This is a genomic window from Isoptericola maris (genome assembly GCF_048065335.1).
GTDB lineage: Bacteria > Actinomycetota > Actinomycetes > Actinomycetales > Cellulomonadaceae > Isoptericola > Isoptericola rhizosphaerae.
Window position 1 is genome coordinate 243,077 of the sequence record NZ_JBLUNY010000004.1, and the last position, 14,680, is coordinate 257,756.

Annotated in this window: 13 protein-coding genes; 6 read left to right on the forward strand and 7 right to left on the reverse strand. The window is 72.6% G+C overall.

Annotation, left to right across the window (positions count from 1 at the left end; translation table 11 throughout):
• Positions 1 to 32: 32 nt before the first annotated feature.
• Both ACH5HR_RS09060 and ACH5HR_RS09065 read right to left on the reverse strand, forming a co-directional pair.
• A complete protein-coding gene (locus ACH5HR_RS09060) occupies positions 33 to 929 on the reverse strand; it encodes an acyl-CoA thioesterase (protein ID WP_402376340.1) in 897 nt (298 codons plus the stop codon).
• Between the two features lie 176 nt (positions 930 to 1,105).
• Positions 1,106 to 1,489, reverse strand: a complete 384-nt coding sequence (locus ACH5HR_RS09065) for a globin (protein WP_402376343.1) — start codon at positions 1,487 to 1,489, stop codon at positions 1,106 to 1,108.
• Between the two features lie 193 nt (positions 1,490 to 1,682).
• On the opposite strand from ACH5HR_RS09065, the gene ACH5HR_RS09070 reads away from it, so the two are divergent.
• A complete protein-coding gene (locus ACH5HR_RS09070; RefSeq protein WP_402376345.1) occupies positions 1,683 to 1,922 on the forward strand; it encodes a PTS sugar transporter subunit IIB in 240 nt (79 codons plus the stop codon).
• 52 nt (positions 1,923 to 1,974) lie between these two features.
• Here the strand turns inward: ACH5HR_RS09070 and ACH5HR_RS09075 are convergent, their stop codons facing one another.
• Positions 1,975 to 2,970: a mechanosensitive ion channel family protein gene (locus tag ACH5HR_RS09075; RefSeq protein ID WP_416477483.1), complete on the reverse strand. Its 996-nt coding sequence runs from the start codon at positions 2,968 to 2,970 to the stop codon at positions 1,975 to 1,977.
• Between the two features lie 111 nt (positions 2,971 to 3,081).
• On the opposite strand from ACH5HR_RS09075, the gene malQ reads away from it, so the two are divergent.
• The gene (gene malQ / locus ACH5HR_RS09080; RefSeq protein ID WP_402376384.1) at positions 3,082 to 5,250 is read left to right on the forward strand and encodes a 4-alpha-glucanotransferase; all 2,169 of its coding nucleotides are present in this window, start codon (positions 3,082 to 3,084) and stop codon (positions 5,248 to 5,250) included.
• A gap of 81 nt (positions 5,251 to 5,331) precedes the next feature.
• Here the strand turns inward: malQ and pepN are convergent, their stop codons facing one another.
• Together pepN and ACH5HR_RS09090 are read right to left on the reverse strand one after the other, a co-directional pair.
• On the reverse strand, positions 5,332 to 7,905 hold the full coding sequence (gene pepN, locus ACH5HR_RS09085) for an aminopeptidase N (RefSeq protein ID WP_416477484.1): 2,574 nt from the start codon (positions 7,903 to 7,905) through the stop codon (positions 5,332 to 5,334).
• A gap of 64 nt (positions 7,906 to 7,969) precedes the next feature.
• The gene (locus tag ACH5HR_RS09090) at positions 7,970 to 8,560 is read right to left on the reverse strand and encodes a DUF4386 family protein (RefSeq protein WP_416477486.1); all 591 of its coding nucleotides are present in this window, start codon (positions 8,558 to 8,560) and stop codon (positions 7,970 to 7,972) included.
• 89 nt (positions 8,561 to 8,649) lie between these two features.
• On the opposite strand from ACH5HR_RS09090, the gene ACH5HR_RS09095 reads away from it, so the two are divergent.
• Positions 8,650 to 9,327 (forward strand): TetR/AcrR family transcriptional regulator C-terminal domain-containing protein, encoded by a 678-nt coding sequence (locus ACH5HR_RS09095; protein ID WP_416477488.1) that lies wholly within the window; start codon positions 8,650 to 8,652, stop codon positions 9,325 to 9,327.
• A gap of 68 nt (positions 9,328 to 9,395) precedes the next feature.
• Complete coding sequence (locus tag ACH5HR_RS09100; protein WP_416477489.1) at positions 9,396 to 10,457, forward strand: hypothetical protein; 1,062 nt, start codon at positions 9,396 to 9,398, stop codon at positions 10,455 to 10,457.
• A 22-nt stretch (positions 10,458 to 10,479) separates the two neighbouring features.
• On the opposite strand, the gene ACH5HR_RS09105 is transcribed toward ACH5HR_RS09100, so the two are convergent.
• The gene (locus ACH5HR_RS09105) at positions 10,480 to 12,492 is read right to left on the reverse strand and encodes a M13 family metallopeptidase (RefSeq protein WP_416477491.1); all 2,013 of its coding nucleotides are present in this window, start codon (positions 12,490 to 12,492) and stop codon (positions 10,480 to 10,482) included.
• Between the two features lie 79 nt (positions 12,493 to 12,571).
• Here ACH5HR_RS09105 and ACH5HR_RS09110 point away from each other — a divergent pair, with 79 nt between their 5' ends.
• Together ACH5HR_RS09110 and ACH5HR_RS09115 are read left to right on the forward strand one after the other, a co-directional pair.
• Positions 12,572 to 13,030 carry a ribose-5-phosphate isomerase gene (locus ACH5HR_RS09110; RefSeq protein WP_402376363.1) on the forward strand — a complete coding sequence of 153 codons (459 nt, stop codon included), beginning with the start codon at positions 12,572 to 12,574 and terminating at the stop codon, positions 13,028 to 13,030.
• Position 13,031: 1 nt separating this feature from the next.
• Positions 13,032 to 14,030, forward strand: coding sequence for an Fpg/Nei family DNA glycosylase (locus ACH5HR_RS09115; protein WP_416477493.1), 999 nt, complete (start codon positions 13,032 to 13,034; stop codon positions 14,028 to 14,030).
• On the opposite strand, the gene ACH5HR_RS09120 is transcribed toward ACH5HR_RS09115, so the two are convergent.
• On the reverse strand, positions 14,027 to 14,680 hold a 654-nt coding region (locus ACH5HR_RS09120; protein WP_416477495.1), incomplete at its 5' end, for an ABC transporter ATP-binding protein. The two genes, ACH5HR_RS09115 and ACH5HR_RS09120, sit on opposite strands and share 4 nt — an antisense overlap.

Below are 14,680 nucleotides of genomic sequence, written 5' to 3' on the forward strand. Positions count from 1 at the left end.
CGAACCGCGTCATCGCGCACGGGACGACGGCGTCAACCGGCCAGGCGGACCATGCCCTCCTGCGCGATCGTCGCCACCAGGGCGCCGGAGCGGTCGTAGACCCGCGCGAGCCCCAGCCCGCGGCCGCCCTGGGCACCGGGGGACTCCTGGACGTACAGCAGCCACTCGTCGGCGCGCGCGTCCCGGTGGAACCACATCGCGTGGTCGAGCGAGGCCATGGGGACCTTCCCGCCCACGTCCAGCCACGACGTGCCGGCCTGGCGCAGCACCGGCTCGAGCATCACCTGGTCGCACGCGAACGCCAGCAGCGCGCGGTGCAGCAGCCGGTCGTCGGAGTCGATCGCGTGGCGGGCGCGGACCCAGACCAGCTGGTCCGGCCGGGGGTCCGTCGCGGCGCCGAGGTAGACAGACCCGCCCACGTGCGCCAGCTCGAACGCCGACCCCTCCGACCAGTACTTCGCCGCCGGGTGGTCGACGCCCGAGAGCGCCTCGAACGTCGAGGTGACGTCCTCCGGTGCGGGGACGCCGTCAGGCATCGGGACCTGTGCCTCATAGCCGGGTTGGTCCACCTGGAACGAAGCCGTCAGCGACAGGATCGGCCGGCCCGCCTGGAGGGCGTGCGTGCGGCGCGCACTGAAGGAGCGCCCGTCCCGCAGCCGTTCGACGGCGAAGTCGACCGGAGAGTCGAGGGCGCCCTCGCGCAGGAAGTACGCGTGCAGCGAGTGCGGGAGCCGGTCGTCCTCGACCGTCCGGCCGCACGCCAGCAGGGCCTGGGCGAGCACCTGCCCGCCGTACACGCGCCGACCCGGCCCAGGGACGGACTCGCCGCGCCAGAGATCGTCCTCGCCGCGAGGACCCCAGCCCTCGATCTCCCGCAGGTCCAGCGCTGCCAGCAGCTGGTCGAGCGGTCCGTCGGTGGTGTCGGTCATGCTCACGTTCGGCATCGATCCTCGTGTCGGTGGTCGGAATGGTGCTGCGCTCGCACGCTCGCTCCGCATCATTCCTCGTGTCGGTGGTCGGAATGGTGCTGCGCTCGCACGCTCGCTCCGCATCATTCCTCGTGTCGGTGGTCGGAATGGTGCTGCGCTCGCACGCTCGCTCCGCATCATTCCTCGAAGGTGTTGATCAGGCTGAAGGCCGCGCGCTCCAGGTAGTCCCACAGCTGGGACTCGTGGGCCGGGGCCAGCTCGAGGGAGTCCACGGCGGTGCGCATGTGCGCCAGCCAGCGGTCGCGGGCATCCGGGTTCACCTTGAACGAGGCGTGGCGCATCCGCAGGCGCGGGTGCCCGCGCCGCTCGCTGTACGTCGTGGGCCCGCCCCAGTACTGCTCGAGGAACATGGTGAGCCGCTCCTTGGCGGGGCCCAGGTCCTCCTCGGGGTACATGGGGCGCAGCACCTCGTCGTCCGCGACGCCCACGTAGAACTCGTCCACGAGGCGCTCGAACGTGGCGTGGCCGCCGATGTCGTCGTAGAAGCTGGGTGTCGTCACCGGCACATCTTCCCAGATCGGCGCGGCGGTCGTCCGTGGCGACGGTCACTCCCGGCCTGCTGAGGACCCGCCACCGACCCGCCACCGACCCGCCACCGACCCGCCACCGACCCGCCCTGTTGCCCGAGACGCTAAGGTGGTGATGGACCTGCAAAGACGCGATCCGACGAACCACTTCCTGGGGAGATACCGAATGAGCAAGGCGGAAGACATCCTCTCAGCCCTCGGCGGGACCACCAACGTCGTCGAGCTCGAACCGTGCATCACGCGACTGCGTGTCCAGGTGTCCGATCCCCGGCTGGTCGACGAGCACGGACTCAAGGCGTCGGGTGCGTTCGGCGTGGTGCGATCCGGCACCATCATCCAGGTCATCGTGGGCCCCGAGGCCGACAACCTGGCAGCGGAGCTGGACGGACGCCTCACCTCGGCCTGAGCGGTGCCGGACGGCGGGCACGCGTCCAGGGCGTGCCCGCCGCCGAGTGCCGTCAGGCCTCGTCGGACGCGATCACGTCGGTGCGCAGAACGTCGACGCGCCGCAGCTGGTCCTGCGCGGCGCGGCGCAGCGCGCGCGAGACCTCCCACTGCATGCCGGGCCTGACCTGGGCGTGCAGGGTGAAGGCGAGGGAGAAGTCAGTCACCGCGTCCACGCCGCGCACCGACGGCGGCTCGAGGAACTCGTCGCTCAGCTCGGGGTCGGCCGCGACGGCGTCGGCCGCCCGGCCGAGCGCGGTCCGGACCACGTCGACGTCGGCGTCCACGGGGACCCGGACCTCGGCCAGCGCGCGCGACCAGCCCTGGGTGCGGTTGCCGGCGCGCAGGATCTCGCCGTTGCGGACCCACCACAGCGTGCCGTCCAGGGACCGCACCTGCGTGGTTCGCAGCTGCACCTCCTCGATGACACCGTCGGCGCCGGAGCCCAGGTCGACGACGTCGCCCACGCCGTACTGGTCCTCGATGAGGATGAAGACGCCGGAGATGAAGTCCTTGACCAGGGACTGCGCGCCGAAACCGAGCGCGATGCCGGCCACGCCGGCGGAGGCGAGCAGCGGTGCGACCTCGAACCCGAACTCCGTCAGGACCATGAGCAGGATCATGACGCCGACGACGATGTTGGCCGTCGAGTTCAGCACGGACCCCACGGTGCGGGCCCGCTGCGCTCGGCGGGCGGAGGCCAGCGGGTTCGCGATGCCGATCGCGTCGCCCACGATCGGCGACCGTCGGACCCGGTCCTTGGCCCTCTTGTCCTCGGTGGCGGGCTTGCCGGTGGCGATCCGTTCCGTCACGTGGGAGATGAGACGGCGCAGCAGGACGAGGACGAGCACGCCGACGACGAGGATGACGAGGACGTGCAGCGGCCAGCCGGTGAACCAGGTCCAGAAGGCGTCGCCCGCCTCCCCGATCTCCTCCGGGAGGACGGGTGACGGCGACGGGTCGGGCGTGCTGGTGGTCCGCGGCGCGGTGGCGGGGAGTAGCAAGTTCACGCGTGCCACCGTAACGGCCGGTCCCGGCCCGTGGGCAACGTCGTCGGGCCGCTTCCTGGCGTGGGGGGTCGGCCCCGGACGACCGATGGTGGCAGGATCGTCCCCGTGAGCATGAAGGACATGGATCAGGCCGTGCCCGACGACGGCGTGCGCGCCGAGCTGCACGAGCTCGCCGCGGCGTACGGGGTGCTCACCGAGTACCACCGGTTCGGGGGCGAGGTCGCCCGCGTGCCCGATGCGACGCTCGTCGCCGTGCTGCAGGCGCTCGGCGTCGAGGCCGGCGGCCCGCAGGCGATCTCGCAGGCGCTGCGCCGCGTCCGGGACGAGGAGTGGCGCTCGGTGCTGCCGCCGACCGTCGTCGCGCGCCAGGGGCGCGAGACCGACGTGCCGGTGCACGTCACGGACGGCGCGTCGGTGCACGTGTGGCTCGAGCTGGACGGTGCCGAGCCGGCCAGTCGGCGCCACGCCGTGCGCCCACGGCGCGATCTGCTGCAGTCCGAGAACGACGTCCAGCCGCGGGAGGTCGACGGCCGGCGTCTGGGCCGCGCGACGTTCACGGTGCCTGCGGACGTCTCCCTGGGCTGGCACACGCTGTACGCCCTGAGCGAGGGGAACGAGTTCTCCACGACCCTGGTGGTCACCCCGGACCGTCTCGAGCTGCCGCCGTACCTCGCTCGTGGTCAGGCGTGGGGCGTCCTCGCACAGCTCTACTCGGTCCGATCGCGCACGTCGTGGGGGCTCGGGGACCTGGCCGACCTGGCCGACCTCGCCTGGCTGACGGCGCACCGTGCCGGGGCGGACTTCGTGGCTGTGAACCCGCTCTCGGCGGCGGAGCCCTCCACCCCGATGACGCCGTCACCGTACCTGCCGACGTCTCGCAGGTTCGGCAACCCCGTCTACGTCCGTGTCGAGGACATCCTGGAGACGGCGTACCTCTCCGCCGCGGACCGCTCCCTCGTCGAGTGGGCGGCCGACCCGGTGCGGTATCTCGACGGGGACGGCGGGCCGCTCGACCGGGACGCCGTCTGGGACGCGAAGAAGGCCGCGCTGGAGGTGGTGCACTCCGCGCCGCGGCGTGCCGCGCGGCAGGCCGCGTACGAGGAGTTCGTCGCCGCCCAGGGCCCCGGGCTGCAGGACTTCGCGACGTGGTGCGCGATCGTCGAGGAGCTGGGCGGCAAGCCCTGGCCCGCCGAGCTGGCGGACCCGGGTTCCCCGGCGGTCGCGGCCGCGCGCGAGCGGCTCGCCGAGCGGATCGACTTCTTCACCTGGTTGCAATGGGTGTTCGACGAGCAGAAGGCAGCGGCGCAGCGCACGGCGGTCGACGCCGGGATGCGGCTCGGGATCGTCCACGACCTCGCCGTCGGCGTCCACCCCCACGGGGCGGACGTGTGGGCGAACGGCGACGTGCTCGCCCGCGGTGTCGCGGTGGGCGCCCCGCCGGACATGTACAACCAGCAGGGGCAGAACTGGTCACAGCCGCCCTGGAACCCGCGGGCGCTCGCGCGGGCCGGCTACGGGCCCTACCGGGACATGCTGCGCACCGCGCTGCGGCACGCCGGTGCCCTGCGGGTCGACCACGTCCTGGGTCTGTTCCGCCTGTGGTGGGTGCCCGAGGGCATGTCCGCGCGTGACGGCGCCTACGTGCGCTACGACCACGACGCGCTGGTCGGCATCCTCGCCCTGGAGGCGCAGCGCGCCGGCGCCGTCGTCATCGGCGAGGACCTGGGCGTCTTCGAGCCGTGGGTGCGTGAGTACCTGGCGGACCGGGGAGTCCTCGGCACGTCCGTGTTCTGGTTCGAGAAGACGGACGGCCGGCCGACCGCGCCGGAGGACTACCGCCGTCTGACGCTCGCGACCGTCGGCACGCACGACATGCCACCGACGGCCGGGTACCTCGCCGGCGAGCACGTCGACCTGCGTGAGCGGCTCGGCCTCCTGGCCGACGACGCCCAGGCGCTGCGTGGGCAGGCTCGCGCCGAGCGGGACGCGGCGGTCGCGGTCCTGGCCCAGCAGGGGCTCGTCGGGGACAACCCGTCGGAGCGTGAGGTCGTCGAGGCGCTGCACCGGTACCTGCGGCGCTCGTCGGCCGCCCTGGTGGGGGTCCAGCTCGTCGACGCCGTGGGGGAGCGGCGTGCCCAGAACCAGCCGGGCACCGACCGGGAGTACCCGAACTGGAAGGTGCCGCTCGGCGACTCCGCCGGGAACGTGGTGCTGATCGAGGACCTCTTCGACAACGCGCGCCTGCGATCGCTCTTCGCCGCCGTCGCCTCGACGAGGTAGTACCGACCCGCGCGAGACGGACCGAGAGGGCCCGGACCACCAGGTCCGGGCCCTCTCGCTCGCCGGGGCGGTGCCGCGACGTCAGGCCGCGGCGTCGACCGCCTGGGCGGCGAGGGCGCGCTCGGTGCCCGCCAACGCCTCGATCACCATGCGACGCAGGGCCGACGGGGCGTCGGCGTGCGTCTCGAGCCAGCCGCGGACGGTGTCCCGCAGCCGCGTCGACGCGAGCGGAGCCGGGTAGAGCCCCTCGATGAGCTCTTCCGCGATGTGATAGCTGCGGGTCTCCCAGATCGGCAGCAGGGCGTCCACGTAGCGCTGGGCGAACGAGACCAGCACCGCGGGGTCGGTCACCTGCACGAACCCGGCGGCCGTCGCGCGGATGATCGCGTTCGGTGCGTCGGCGTCCTCGACGACCGAGGCGAACGCCCGCTCCTTGCCGGCGGTGGTCGGCGTCGCCGCCCGAGCCCGCGCCGCGGCCTGGCGGCCCGAGGCGGTGTCGTCGGCGGACAGCGCCGCGTCGATCTCGTCGTCGCCGGCGGCACCGAGCTGGACGAGCCCCTGCAGGAGCTCCCAGCGCAGGTCGGTGTCGACCGCCAGCCCGTCGAGGACCACCGAACCGTCGAGCAGACCGCGCAGCGGGGCCACGTGCGCCTCGGTGGAGGCCAGCGTCGAGAAGTACTTGACGAGCTGGAGCTGCAGGTCGGACCCGGCAGCGGCCTCCTGCGCGAGCGTCCAGAGCGTGTCCCCGACGCGCTCGAGGGTGGCGGCCCGGCGCTCGGGGGCCACGTACGAGCGGGCTGCCAGGCCGAGCTGGGCGAGCGTCGTGCGGACGGTGGTCGACTCCGTCTCCGCCGCGATGTTGCCCAGGACCAGATCGACGTACGCCGACGCCGGCGTCTCGCCGTCACGCACCGCGTCCCAGACCGAGCCCCACACGAGCGAGCGGGCCAGCGGGTCGCTGATGCGCGACAGGTTCGCGACGGCGAAGTCCAGCGAGGCCTCGTCGAGGCGGACCTTGGCGTAGGCCAGGTCGTCGTCGTTGACCAGCACGAGGTCCGGCCGCGTCAGACCGACCAGGTCGGGGATCGCGGTCCGGGTGCCGTCGACGTCGACCTGCACGGAGCGCGTGCGCACGACGGCGCCGGAGTCGTCCAGGTCGTAGCAGCCGATGCCGAGGCGGTGCGGGCGGATGGTGGGGTGGTCGGCGGGGGCCGTCTGCTCGATCTGGAACGACGTGATGCGGCGGTGGTCGTCGAGCTCGATGACGGGGCGCAGCGTGTTGACGCCCGCGGTCTCCAGCCAGGTCTTCGCCCAGGCGCCCAGGTCGCGGCCGCTGGTGGCCTCGAGCTCGACCAGCAGGTCGGGCAGCTCGGTGTTGCCCCAGGCGTGCTTGTGGAAGTAGGCCGAGACGCCGCTGACGAACTCCTCGCGCCCGACCCAGGCGACGAGCTGCTTGAGCACCGAGGCGCCCTTGGCGTAGGTGATGCCGTCGAAGTTGACCTGGACGTCCTCGAGGTCGTCGATCGGCGCGACGATCGGGTGCGTGGACGGGAGCTGGTCCTGGCGGTAGGCCCAGGTCTTCTCCATCGCGTTGAAGGTGGTCCAGGCGGCGTCCCACTCCGTGGCCTCGGCCGTGGCGAGCGTGGACACGTACTCGGCGAACGACTCGTTGAGCCACAGGTCGTTCCACCACTTCATGGTGACCAGGTCGCCGAACCACATGTGCGCGAGCTCGTGCAGCACGGTCACCACGCGGCGCTCCCGCACGGCGTCGGTCACCTGGGAGCGGAACACGTAGGACTCGGTGAAGGTGACGCAGCCGGGGTTCTCCATCGCGCCCATGTTGTACTCGGGCACGAACAGCTGGTCGTACTTGTCGAACGGGTAGGGGACGCCGAAGGTCTCCTCGTAGAACGCGAAGCCCTGGCGCGTCGTGGTCATGATCGCCTCGGCGTCGAGGTGCTCGGACAGCGAGGAGCGGCAGAACACGCCCAGCGGGATCGTCCGGCCGTCCGACGACGTGACCTCGCCGCGCTCGACGGCGTACGGCCCGGCGACGAGCGCCGCCAGGTAGGTGGAGATGCGCGGCGTGGGCCCGAACTCCCACCGGGCCGCGGCGACGTCGGGCTCGGTCGCGTGCTCGGCGGGCGTGGGCTCCGGCGTCGGCTGGTTCGACACGACGTGCCACGCGGCCGGGGCCGTCACGGTGAGCTGGAAGGGCGCCTTGAGGTCGGGCTGCTCGAACGTGGCGAACACGCGGCGGGCGTCGGGGACCTCGAACTGGGTGTAGAGGTACACCTCGCCGTCGACGGGGTCGACGAACCGGTGCAGGCCCTCGCCGGTGTTCATGTAGGCGCAGTCGGCGACGACGCGCAGCTCGTTCTCGGCGGCGAGGCCCTCGAGGGCGATGCGGGAGTCGGCGAAGACCTCCGTGACGTCGAGGGACCGCCCGTTGAGCGTCACCTCGCGCAGGACCGGGGCGACGAGGTCGACGAAGGTGCTCGACCCCTCGACCGCGGAGAACCGGATGACGGTCGTGGACGAGAACGTCTCCGGACCGGTGGTCAGGTCGAGGTCGACGGCGTACGACTCGACGGTGGTGATGACCCCGGCGCGCTCGATCGCTTCGACGCGGGTCAGGTTCTCTCCGGGCACGGGTGCTCCCTGGGACGGTGACGGATGGCGCCGACCACGAGGTCGTCGCGGTCGCGTGCGTCGATCATGCCACCTCGGCCCCTGCGTGCCGAACCCTTTCGGGGCGCGACGGCGCGGTTCTCACCCTCGGGAACCCGCGGACCACCAGCAGCACGCCGAAGGCGATCTCGAACAGGCCGCCGGGGACCGCGAGGTAGATGCCGGGCCCGGTGGCGAGCAGGTCCGCCACCGCTCCCGCGGCCATGAGGACGTAGCCGACCGCGCCCCAGACCGCGAACCAGCGGGGGACCCAACGGTTCGCCACGGCACGGCAGAACGGCAGGCTGCCGAGCGCCAGGGCGACCATCGCTCCGGCGTAGGCGATGTCGTCGCCGGCACGACCGGTGACGACGAGCCAGAGCCCGACCACCAGGAGCAGGGCCTCGACGCCACGCGCGACGAGGTAGGTGCGGGCCGTGACCGGGGCGTCGGGACGCAGGGCTCGCGCGCACAGCACGCCGATGGTGACCACGGCGGCCGAGTTGGCGAGGACGAGGGCGCTGCCGAGGGCTCCCGGCGCCAGTGCGCTGCCGGCTCCGTAGAGGACGAAGGCGGAGAGGAAGAGGATGCCGGTGAGTCGGCCGGCGACGAGGCGGAACGAGGACGGTGATGGCACGGGGAGATCCCTTCTGGGTGCGTACTAAGTACGCGTGTACTTAGTACGCTAGGGTCGCGACGACCTGCCGTCAACCAGCCGGAGGCGAGATGCCCCTCGATCGTGACGCGATCCTCGCGGCGGCGACCGCCGTCGCCGACGCCGACGGGATCGCCGCCGTGACGATGCGTTCGGTCGCGGCGTCCCTGGGATACAAGCCCATGGCCCTCTACCGGCACACCGCGGGCAAGGACGACCTCCTGGACGGGATGGTCGACGCCGTGCTCGCGCAGGTCGCGACGCCGGACCCCACCGGCGGGTGGCGGGCCGAGCTGCGACGACGTGCCGTCTCGGCCCGTGCGGTCCTGTTCCGGCACCCGTGGGCGCTGGGGCTGATGGAGTCGCGGGTCTCGCCGGGGCCCGCCGCGCTGCGCCACCACGACGCCGTGCTCGGCGTGCTGCGCGAAGCAGGGTTCTCCCTGCCTGCCGCGGCGCGCGCCTACACGGTGGTGGACGCCTACGTGTACGGCTTCGTCCTCCAGGAGTCCGCGGTGCCGGCCGCTCCGGGGGTGCGCGAACAGATGGTGGCGGCGTTCGACCCGGGGACGGGCCTGGCGGACGAGCTTCCGCACCTGGCCGCGCTGGCGCGCGGGTACGTCGCCCGGCCGGACTACACGTTCGGCGCCGAGTTCGAACCGGGCCTGGACGCCGTCCTCGACGCCGTCGCGGCCCTCGGCGGACCGTCAGCGGCAGGAGGTGCGGGTTCGACGGACGAGACCTGGTCGTGACATCCTGCGCTGTGCGCGTCAGCGCGTCGGCCGGTCGTAGCGGCCGGCCGTCCCGGGAGGGAGTCCAGATGTCCGGCAACGTGCCGCCGCCCCCGCCGCCGCCCGGCCCTGCCCAGGGTCACGGTGGCGACTCGCGCGAGCCCGTGCGACGTCAGTCCGCGGCGAGCCCGCCGTCGTTCGCCCCTGGCGCTGCACCCGACGCCCGGGCGACGGGCTCGCCGTCGCCCGCGCCGAGCCACGCCCCTGCGCCCCCGACGGCGGTCCACCAGCCGACGGCGAGCCCGCACGCGCCGATCCCCCCGGCTCCCGGTCAGCTGCAGCCGGCACCCACCCAGGTGCACCAGCCGCAGCCCGCACCGGCGCCCCAGCAGACGCAGTACACCGCGCCGGTGCGCCAGCCCGCCTATCAGCCGGCCGCGTACCAGCAGCCCGAATACCACCAGCCGACGTACGGCCAGGCGCCCCCGCAGCAGTACGGGTACACGCCGCAGCAGTACGCCTACCAGCAGCCCACGCCGCCCGCCGGGACCACGCAGAACCCGGCCGCACCGGCGGCGAGGCGGAGCGGGAAGCGGCTGACACCCGGCTGGATCGCGTTCATCGCGGCGGACGCCATCCTGATCATCGTGGCGGTCGTCTTCGCGATCAACGTGCTGGGCGGGTCGGACGTGCCGTCGGTCGAGGCGGGGGCGGAGCCGGGACCGGTCGCGAGCCAGGGCGCCGACGAGACGAAGGACGAGGACGAGGAGGACGAGTCCGCCTCCGCAGACCCGGGAGCGTCGGTCAGCACGTTCGCCTCGCCGTCGCGCAACATCTCGTGCGAGATCTTCGAGAAGCAGGTCTCGTGCGCGATCGCCGAGCTGAACCAGCAGCCCGCGCCGGTGGAGGGTTGCGACGGTGCCACCGGCTACGTCGTGTCCATCGACGCCGAGGGCGAGGTGGCGCTGCCGTGCGTCGGCAGCGCCGACATGCCCAAGAAGGCGCCGAAGAAGCTCGACCAGGTGTCCTACGGCGATTCCGTGACCGAGGGTGACTTCACCTGCTCCAGCAAGCAGGACGGCATGTACTGCCAGCACGACCCGACCGGCAAGGGCTTCTCGCTGGCACGCGCCGGCGTCGGGACCTACTGACCGGCCCCGACGCCGGACACCGTCACCAGATGCGGACGCGCTCCTCGGCCGGGAGGAACAGCGCGTCGCCCGCCGCGACGTCGTACGCCTCGTAGTACTCATCGAGGTTGCGCACGACGCCGTTGCACCGGAACTCGTTGGGCGAGTGCGGGTCGGTGGCCAGGCGGCGCACGACCTCCTCGTCCCTGCCCTTGGCCTGCCACACCTGGGCCCAGCCGAGGAACACCCGCTGCAGGCTGGTCAGCCCGTCGATCACCGGGGCCTCGTCCAGGGAGCCGCCGAGAGCGATCCGGTACGCCTTGATCGCGATCGAGAGCCCGCCGAGGTCGCCGATGTTCTCGCCGATCGTCAGCGCGCCGTTGACGTGCGCGTCGTCGTCGGTCAGCTGGGCCGGCCGGTAGGCGCCGTACTGGTCGACGAGCGCCTTCGTCCGCTGCTCGAACTCGGCCCGGTCGGTCGGCGTCCACCAGTCCTCGAGGCGCCCGTCGCCGTCGTACTTCGACCCCTGGTCGTCGAACCCGTGGCCGATCTCGTGACCGATGACCGCACCGATCCCGCCGAAGTTCACCGCGTCCTCGGCGTCCGGGTCGAAGAACGGCGGCTGCAGGATCGCCGCGGGGAAGACGATCTCGTTCATCCCCGGGTTGTAGTAGGCGTTCACGGTCTGCGGCGTCATGAACCACTCGTCGCGGTCCAGCGGCCGGCCGATCTTGCCCAGCTCGTAGTCCTGCTCGAACGCGTGGGCGCGGCGGACGTTGCCGACCAGGTCGTCGGCGGCGATCTCGAGGCCGGAGTAGTCGCGCCACCGCACGGGGTAGCCCACCTTGGGCGTGAACTTGTCGAGCTTGGTCAGGGCGCGCTGCTTGGTCTCGTCGGTCATCCAGTCGAGCTCCTGGATGGACTCCCGGTAGGCCGCGACGAGGTACGAGACGAGCTCGTCCATGCGCTCCTTGTGCGTGGGCGGGAAGTGGCGCGCCACGTACTCCTGCCCGACGGCCTCGCCGAGCGCGGCCTGGACCACGGTGACGGCACGCTTCCAGCGCTCCCGTACCTCCTGGGCGCCGGAGAGCGTGCGCCCGTAGAAGTCGAAGTTCGCCTCGACGACGGCGTCGGCCAGGTAGGGCGCGCGGGCGGTGATCAGGTGGTAGGCCGCCCACAGCTTCCAGTCGTCCAGGTCGGCCGACGCCCACAGCTCGGCGAAGCCGGTGGCGAACGAGGGCTCGCGCACCACGAGCGCGTCGAGGGAGCCGTCCGGGGCTCCGAGAGCCTCGGCCCAGCCGGCCCAGTCGAAGCCGGGCGCCGAGGCGACCAGCGCGTCGAACGTCGTCGGGTTGTAGGTCTCGGTGGCGTCGCGGTCGCGCACGACGTCCCAGTGGTGGGAGGCGAGCTGCGTCTCGAGGGCGACGACCCGCTCCGCCGCGTCCGCCGCCGTCGGGCCTTCGGCATCCTGCCCGACGCCGGCGAGCGTCAGCATGCGCGCCACGTGCGGGGTGTACCGCGCCCGGATCGGTGCGTACTGGTCCTCGCGGTAGTACGCCTCGTCGGGCAGGCCGATGCCGCCCTGGACGAGGTACGTCACGTAGGTCTCGGGGTCCTTGGCGTCGTTGTCGACGTAGAAGGCGACAGCGCCGCCCCCACCGGTGCGCTGGAGCGTGCCGAGCACGCGAGCGAGCGCCGCCCGGTCGGTCGCGCCTTTGACCGCGGCGAGCTCGTCGAGCACCGGCGAGGTGCCCAGCGCCTCGATCCGCTCGGTGTCCATGAAGCTCGCGTAGAGGGCGCCGACCTGAGCCTGGGAGCCCGTGGCCTCCCCGCGCCGCGCCGCCGCGCCCGCGTCGGTGATGATCTCGCGGACCTGCTCCTCGGCAGCGTCGTGCAGCGCACGGAACGCCCCGTCCATGGAGCGGTCGGCAGGGATCTCGTACGAGTCGAGCCAGCGGCCGTTCACGTGGCGGAACAGGTCGTCCTGCGGGCGGACGCCCTGGTCGAGTGCTGAAGTGTCGATGCCGGACCGCAGCCCGGTCGCGTCGGTCGTCATGGCGCCAGCGTACGCACCGAGCGGGATGGTCGGTGAGACGAGGCGGCACGCAGGGTCGCGCGTGGGTGAGAATGGGGCCATGCGCTTGCACATCGCCGCCGACCACGCCGGATTCGAGCTCAAGTCCCACCTCGTCGAGCACCTGCGCGCCGCGGGGCACGACGTCATCGACCACGGTGCCAACGCCTACGACGCGCTGGACGACTACCCGTCGTTCTGCTTCTCCGCGGGGGAGGCCGTCGTGGCGGAGCCCGGGTCGCTGGGCATCGTCATCGGCGGGTCGGGCAACGGCGAGCAGATCGCCGCGAACAAGGTCACGGGTGTGCGCGCCGTCCTGGCCTGGTCGCGGGAGACCGCCACGCTCGGCCGGCAGCACAACGACGCGAACGTCGTCGCCGTCGGTGGACGCATGCACTCGCTCGAGGAGGCCGCGGCGCTGGTCGACGCCTTCGTCGCCGAGCCCTTCTCCGGCGACGAGCGCCACCAGCGCCGGATCGACCAGCTCGCCGCCTACGAGGCGTCGCGCACCTCCGCCTGACGTGCCCGAGGGGCACACCGTCCACCGGCTCGCCCGCATGCTGCGCGAGCTGTTCGGCGGCCGTCCGGTGCGCGTCACCAGCCCGCAGGGCCGGTTCGCGGCCGGGGCGTCGCTGCTCGACGGCGGCACGGTGGTGACGGCCGAGGCCTGGGGGAAGCAGCTCTTCGTCGGCTTCGCGGCCGCCCCGTCAGCCTCCGTGCCCCAGGAGCCCGTGCACTGGCTCCGTGTCCACCTGGGTCTCTACGGGGCCTGGACGTTCGCTGGCGACGGGAGCACCGACGTCGTGCACGCCATCGGGGCACCGCGGCGACGGATCGGTGAGCGCGACTCGCTCCCCGCTCCCGTGCCGACGCCGGGGGAGTGGGTCCCGCCGGACCCGCGGGGGGCGGTGCGGGCTCGTCTGCTGGGCCCGCACGCCGTGGCAGACCTGACCGGTCCCACCGCGTGCGAGGTGCTCACGCCCGTCGAGAAGGCGGGCGTCGAGGCGAGGCTCGGGCCGGACCCGATCCGGCCCGACGGCGGCCGGGCGTCCCTCGACGCGGCGCGCGAGGCGTTCGTCGCCAGGGCCCGGCGTTCGCGCGTGACCGTCGGGCAGCAGCTCATGGACCAGGCCGTGATCGCCGGGGTCGGCAACATCTACCGTGCCGAGGCGCTGTTCCGCGCGGGCGTCGACCCGCTGCGCCCGGGGCGTGACGTCCCGGCGACGGCGCTCGCGGCGGTCTGGGACGACCTGGTCGTCCTGATGCGCGACGGCGCGGACACCGGCCGGATCGTCACCACGCGGCCCGAGCACCGGTCCGGGCCGGCCGACGGCGGTGCCGCGGACGCACGACGCCGGACCCGCCAGAACTCCGACGGGGATCCCGGAGCCGTGCCGCCGGAGCAGGCGTTCTACGTGTACCACCGTGACGGGCAGCCGTGCCGGGTCTGCGGTGCCCCCGTGCTGCTCAAGGAGCTGGCCGGCCGCAACCTGTTCTGGTGCGGGGTGTGCCAGGGCTAGCTCTTGTTCCGCTGCGCGCGGACGAACTTCTTGTAGGCGGTGGTGACCTGGTCGACGGGTCCGTCCATGACGAGGCGGCCTTGGTGCATCCACAGCACGCGGGTGCACATGGCTTCGATGGTGGAGATGGAGTGGCTGACCAGGAAGACGGTGCCGGCTTGTTGGCGGACCTCTTCGATGCGGGCTTTGGAGCGGGCCTTGAAGGCGGCGTCGCCGGTGGCGAGGGCTTCGTCGACCATGAGGATGTCGGGGATGGCGGCCGAGCTGATGGCGAAGCGGAGGCGGGCGGCCATGCCGGAGGAGTAGGTCTTCATGGGTAGGTCGACGAAGCTGCCGATGTCGGCGAACTCGACGACCTCGTCGAACTTGTCGTCGATCTGCTTGGGGGTCATGCCCAGGGCCAGGCCGCCGATCTCGATGTTCTTGGAGCCGGTCATCTGGGGCATGAGGGCTGCGTTGACGCCGAGCAGGGCGGGTTCGCCGTCGACGTAGACGGAGCCGGAGTGGGGTGGGATGAGGCCGGTGATGGCGCGTAGCAGGGTGGACTTGCCGGAGCCGTTGATCCCGACGATCCCGATGGACTCGCCGTGGCGTGCGGTGAACGACACCCCGCGCACGGCGTGGACCTCGCTGACCGCACCGACGTGCTG

Coding starts and splice junctions, on each gene's coding strand:
- ACH5HR_RS09095 (WP_416477488.1), top strand. CDS start 8,650: ATGCCCCTCGATCGTGACGCGATCCTCGCGGCGGCGACCGCCGTCGCC.
- ACH5HR_RS09110 (WP_402376363.1), top strand. CDS start 12,572: ATGCGCTTGCACATCGCCGCCGACCACGCCGGATTCGAGCTCAAGTCC.
- ACH5HR_RS09100 (WP_416477489.1), top strand. CDS start 9,396: ATGTCCGGCAACGTGCCGCCGCCCCCGCCGCCGCCCGGCCCTGCCCAG.
- malQ (WP_402376384.1), top strand. CDS start 3,082: ATGAAGGACATGGATCAGGCCGTGCCCGACGACGGCGTGCGCGCCGAG.
- ACH5HR_RS09105 (WP_416477491.1), bottom strand. CDS start 12,492: ATGACGACCGACGCGACCGGGCTGCGGTCCGGCATCGACACTTCAGCA.
- ACH5HR_RS09060 (WP_402376340.1), bottom strand. CDS start 929: ATGACCGACACCACCGACGGACCGCTCGACCAGCTGCTGGCAGCGCTG.
- ACH5HR_RS09070 (WP_402376345.1), top strand. CDS start 1,683: ATGAGCAAGGCGGAAGACATCCTCTCAGCCCTCGGCGGGACCACCAAC.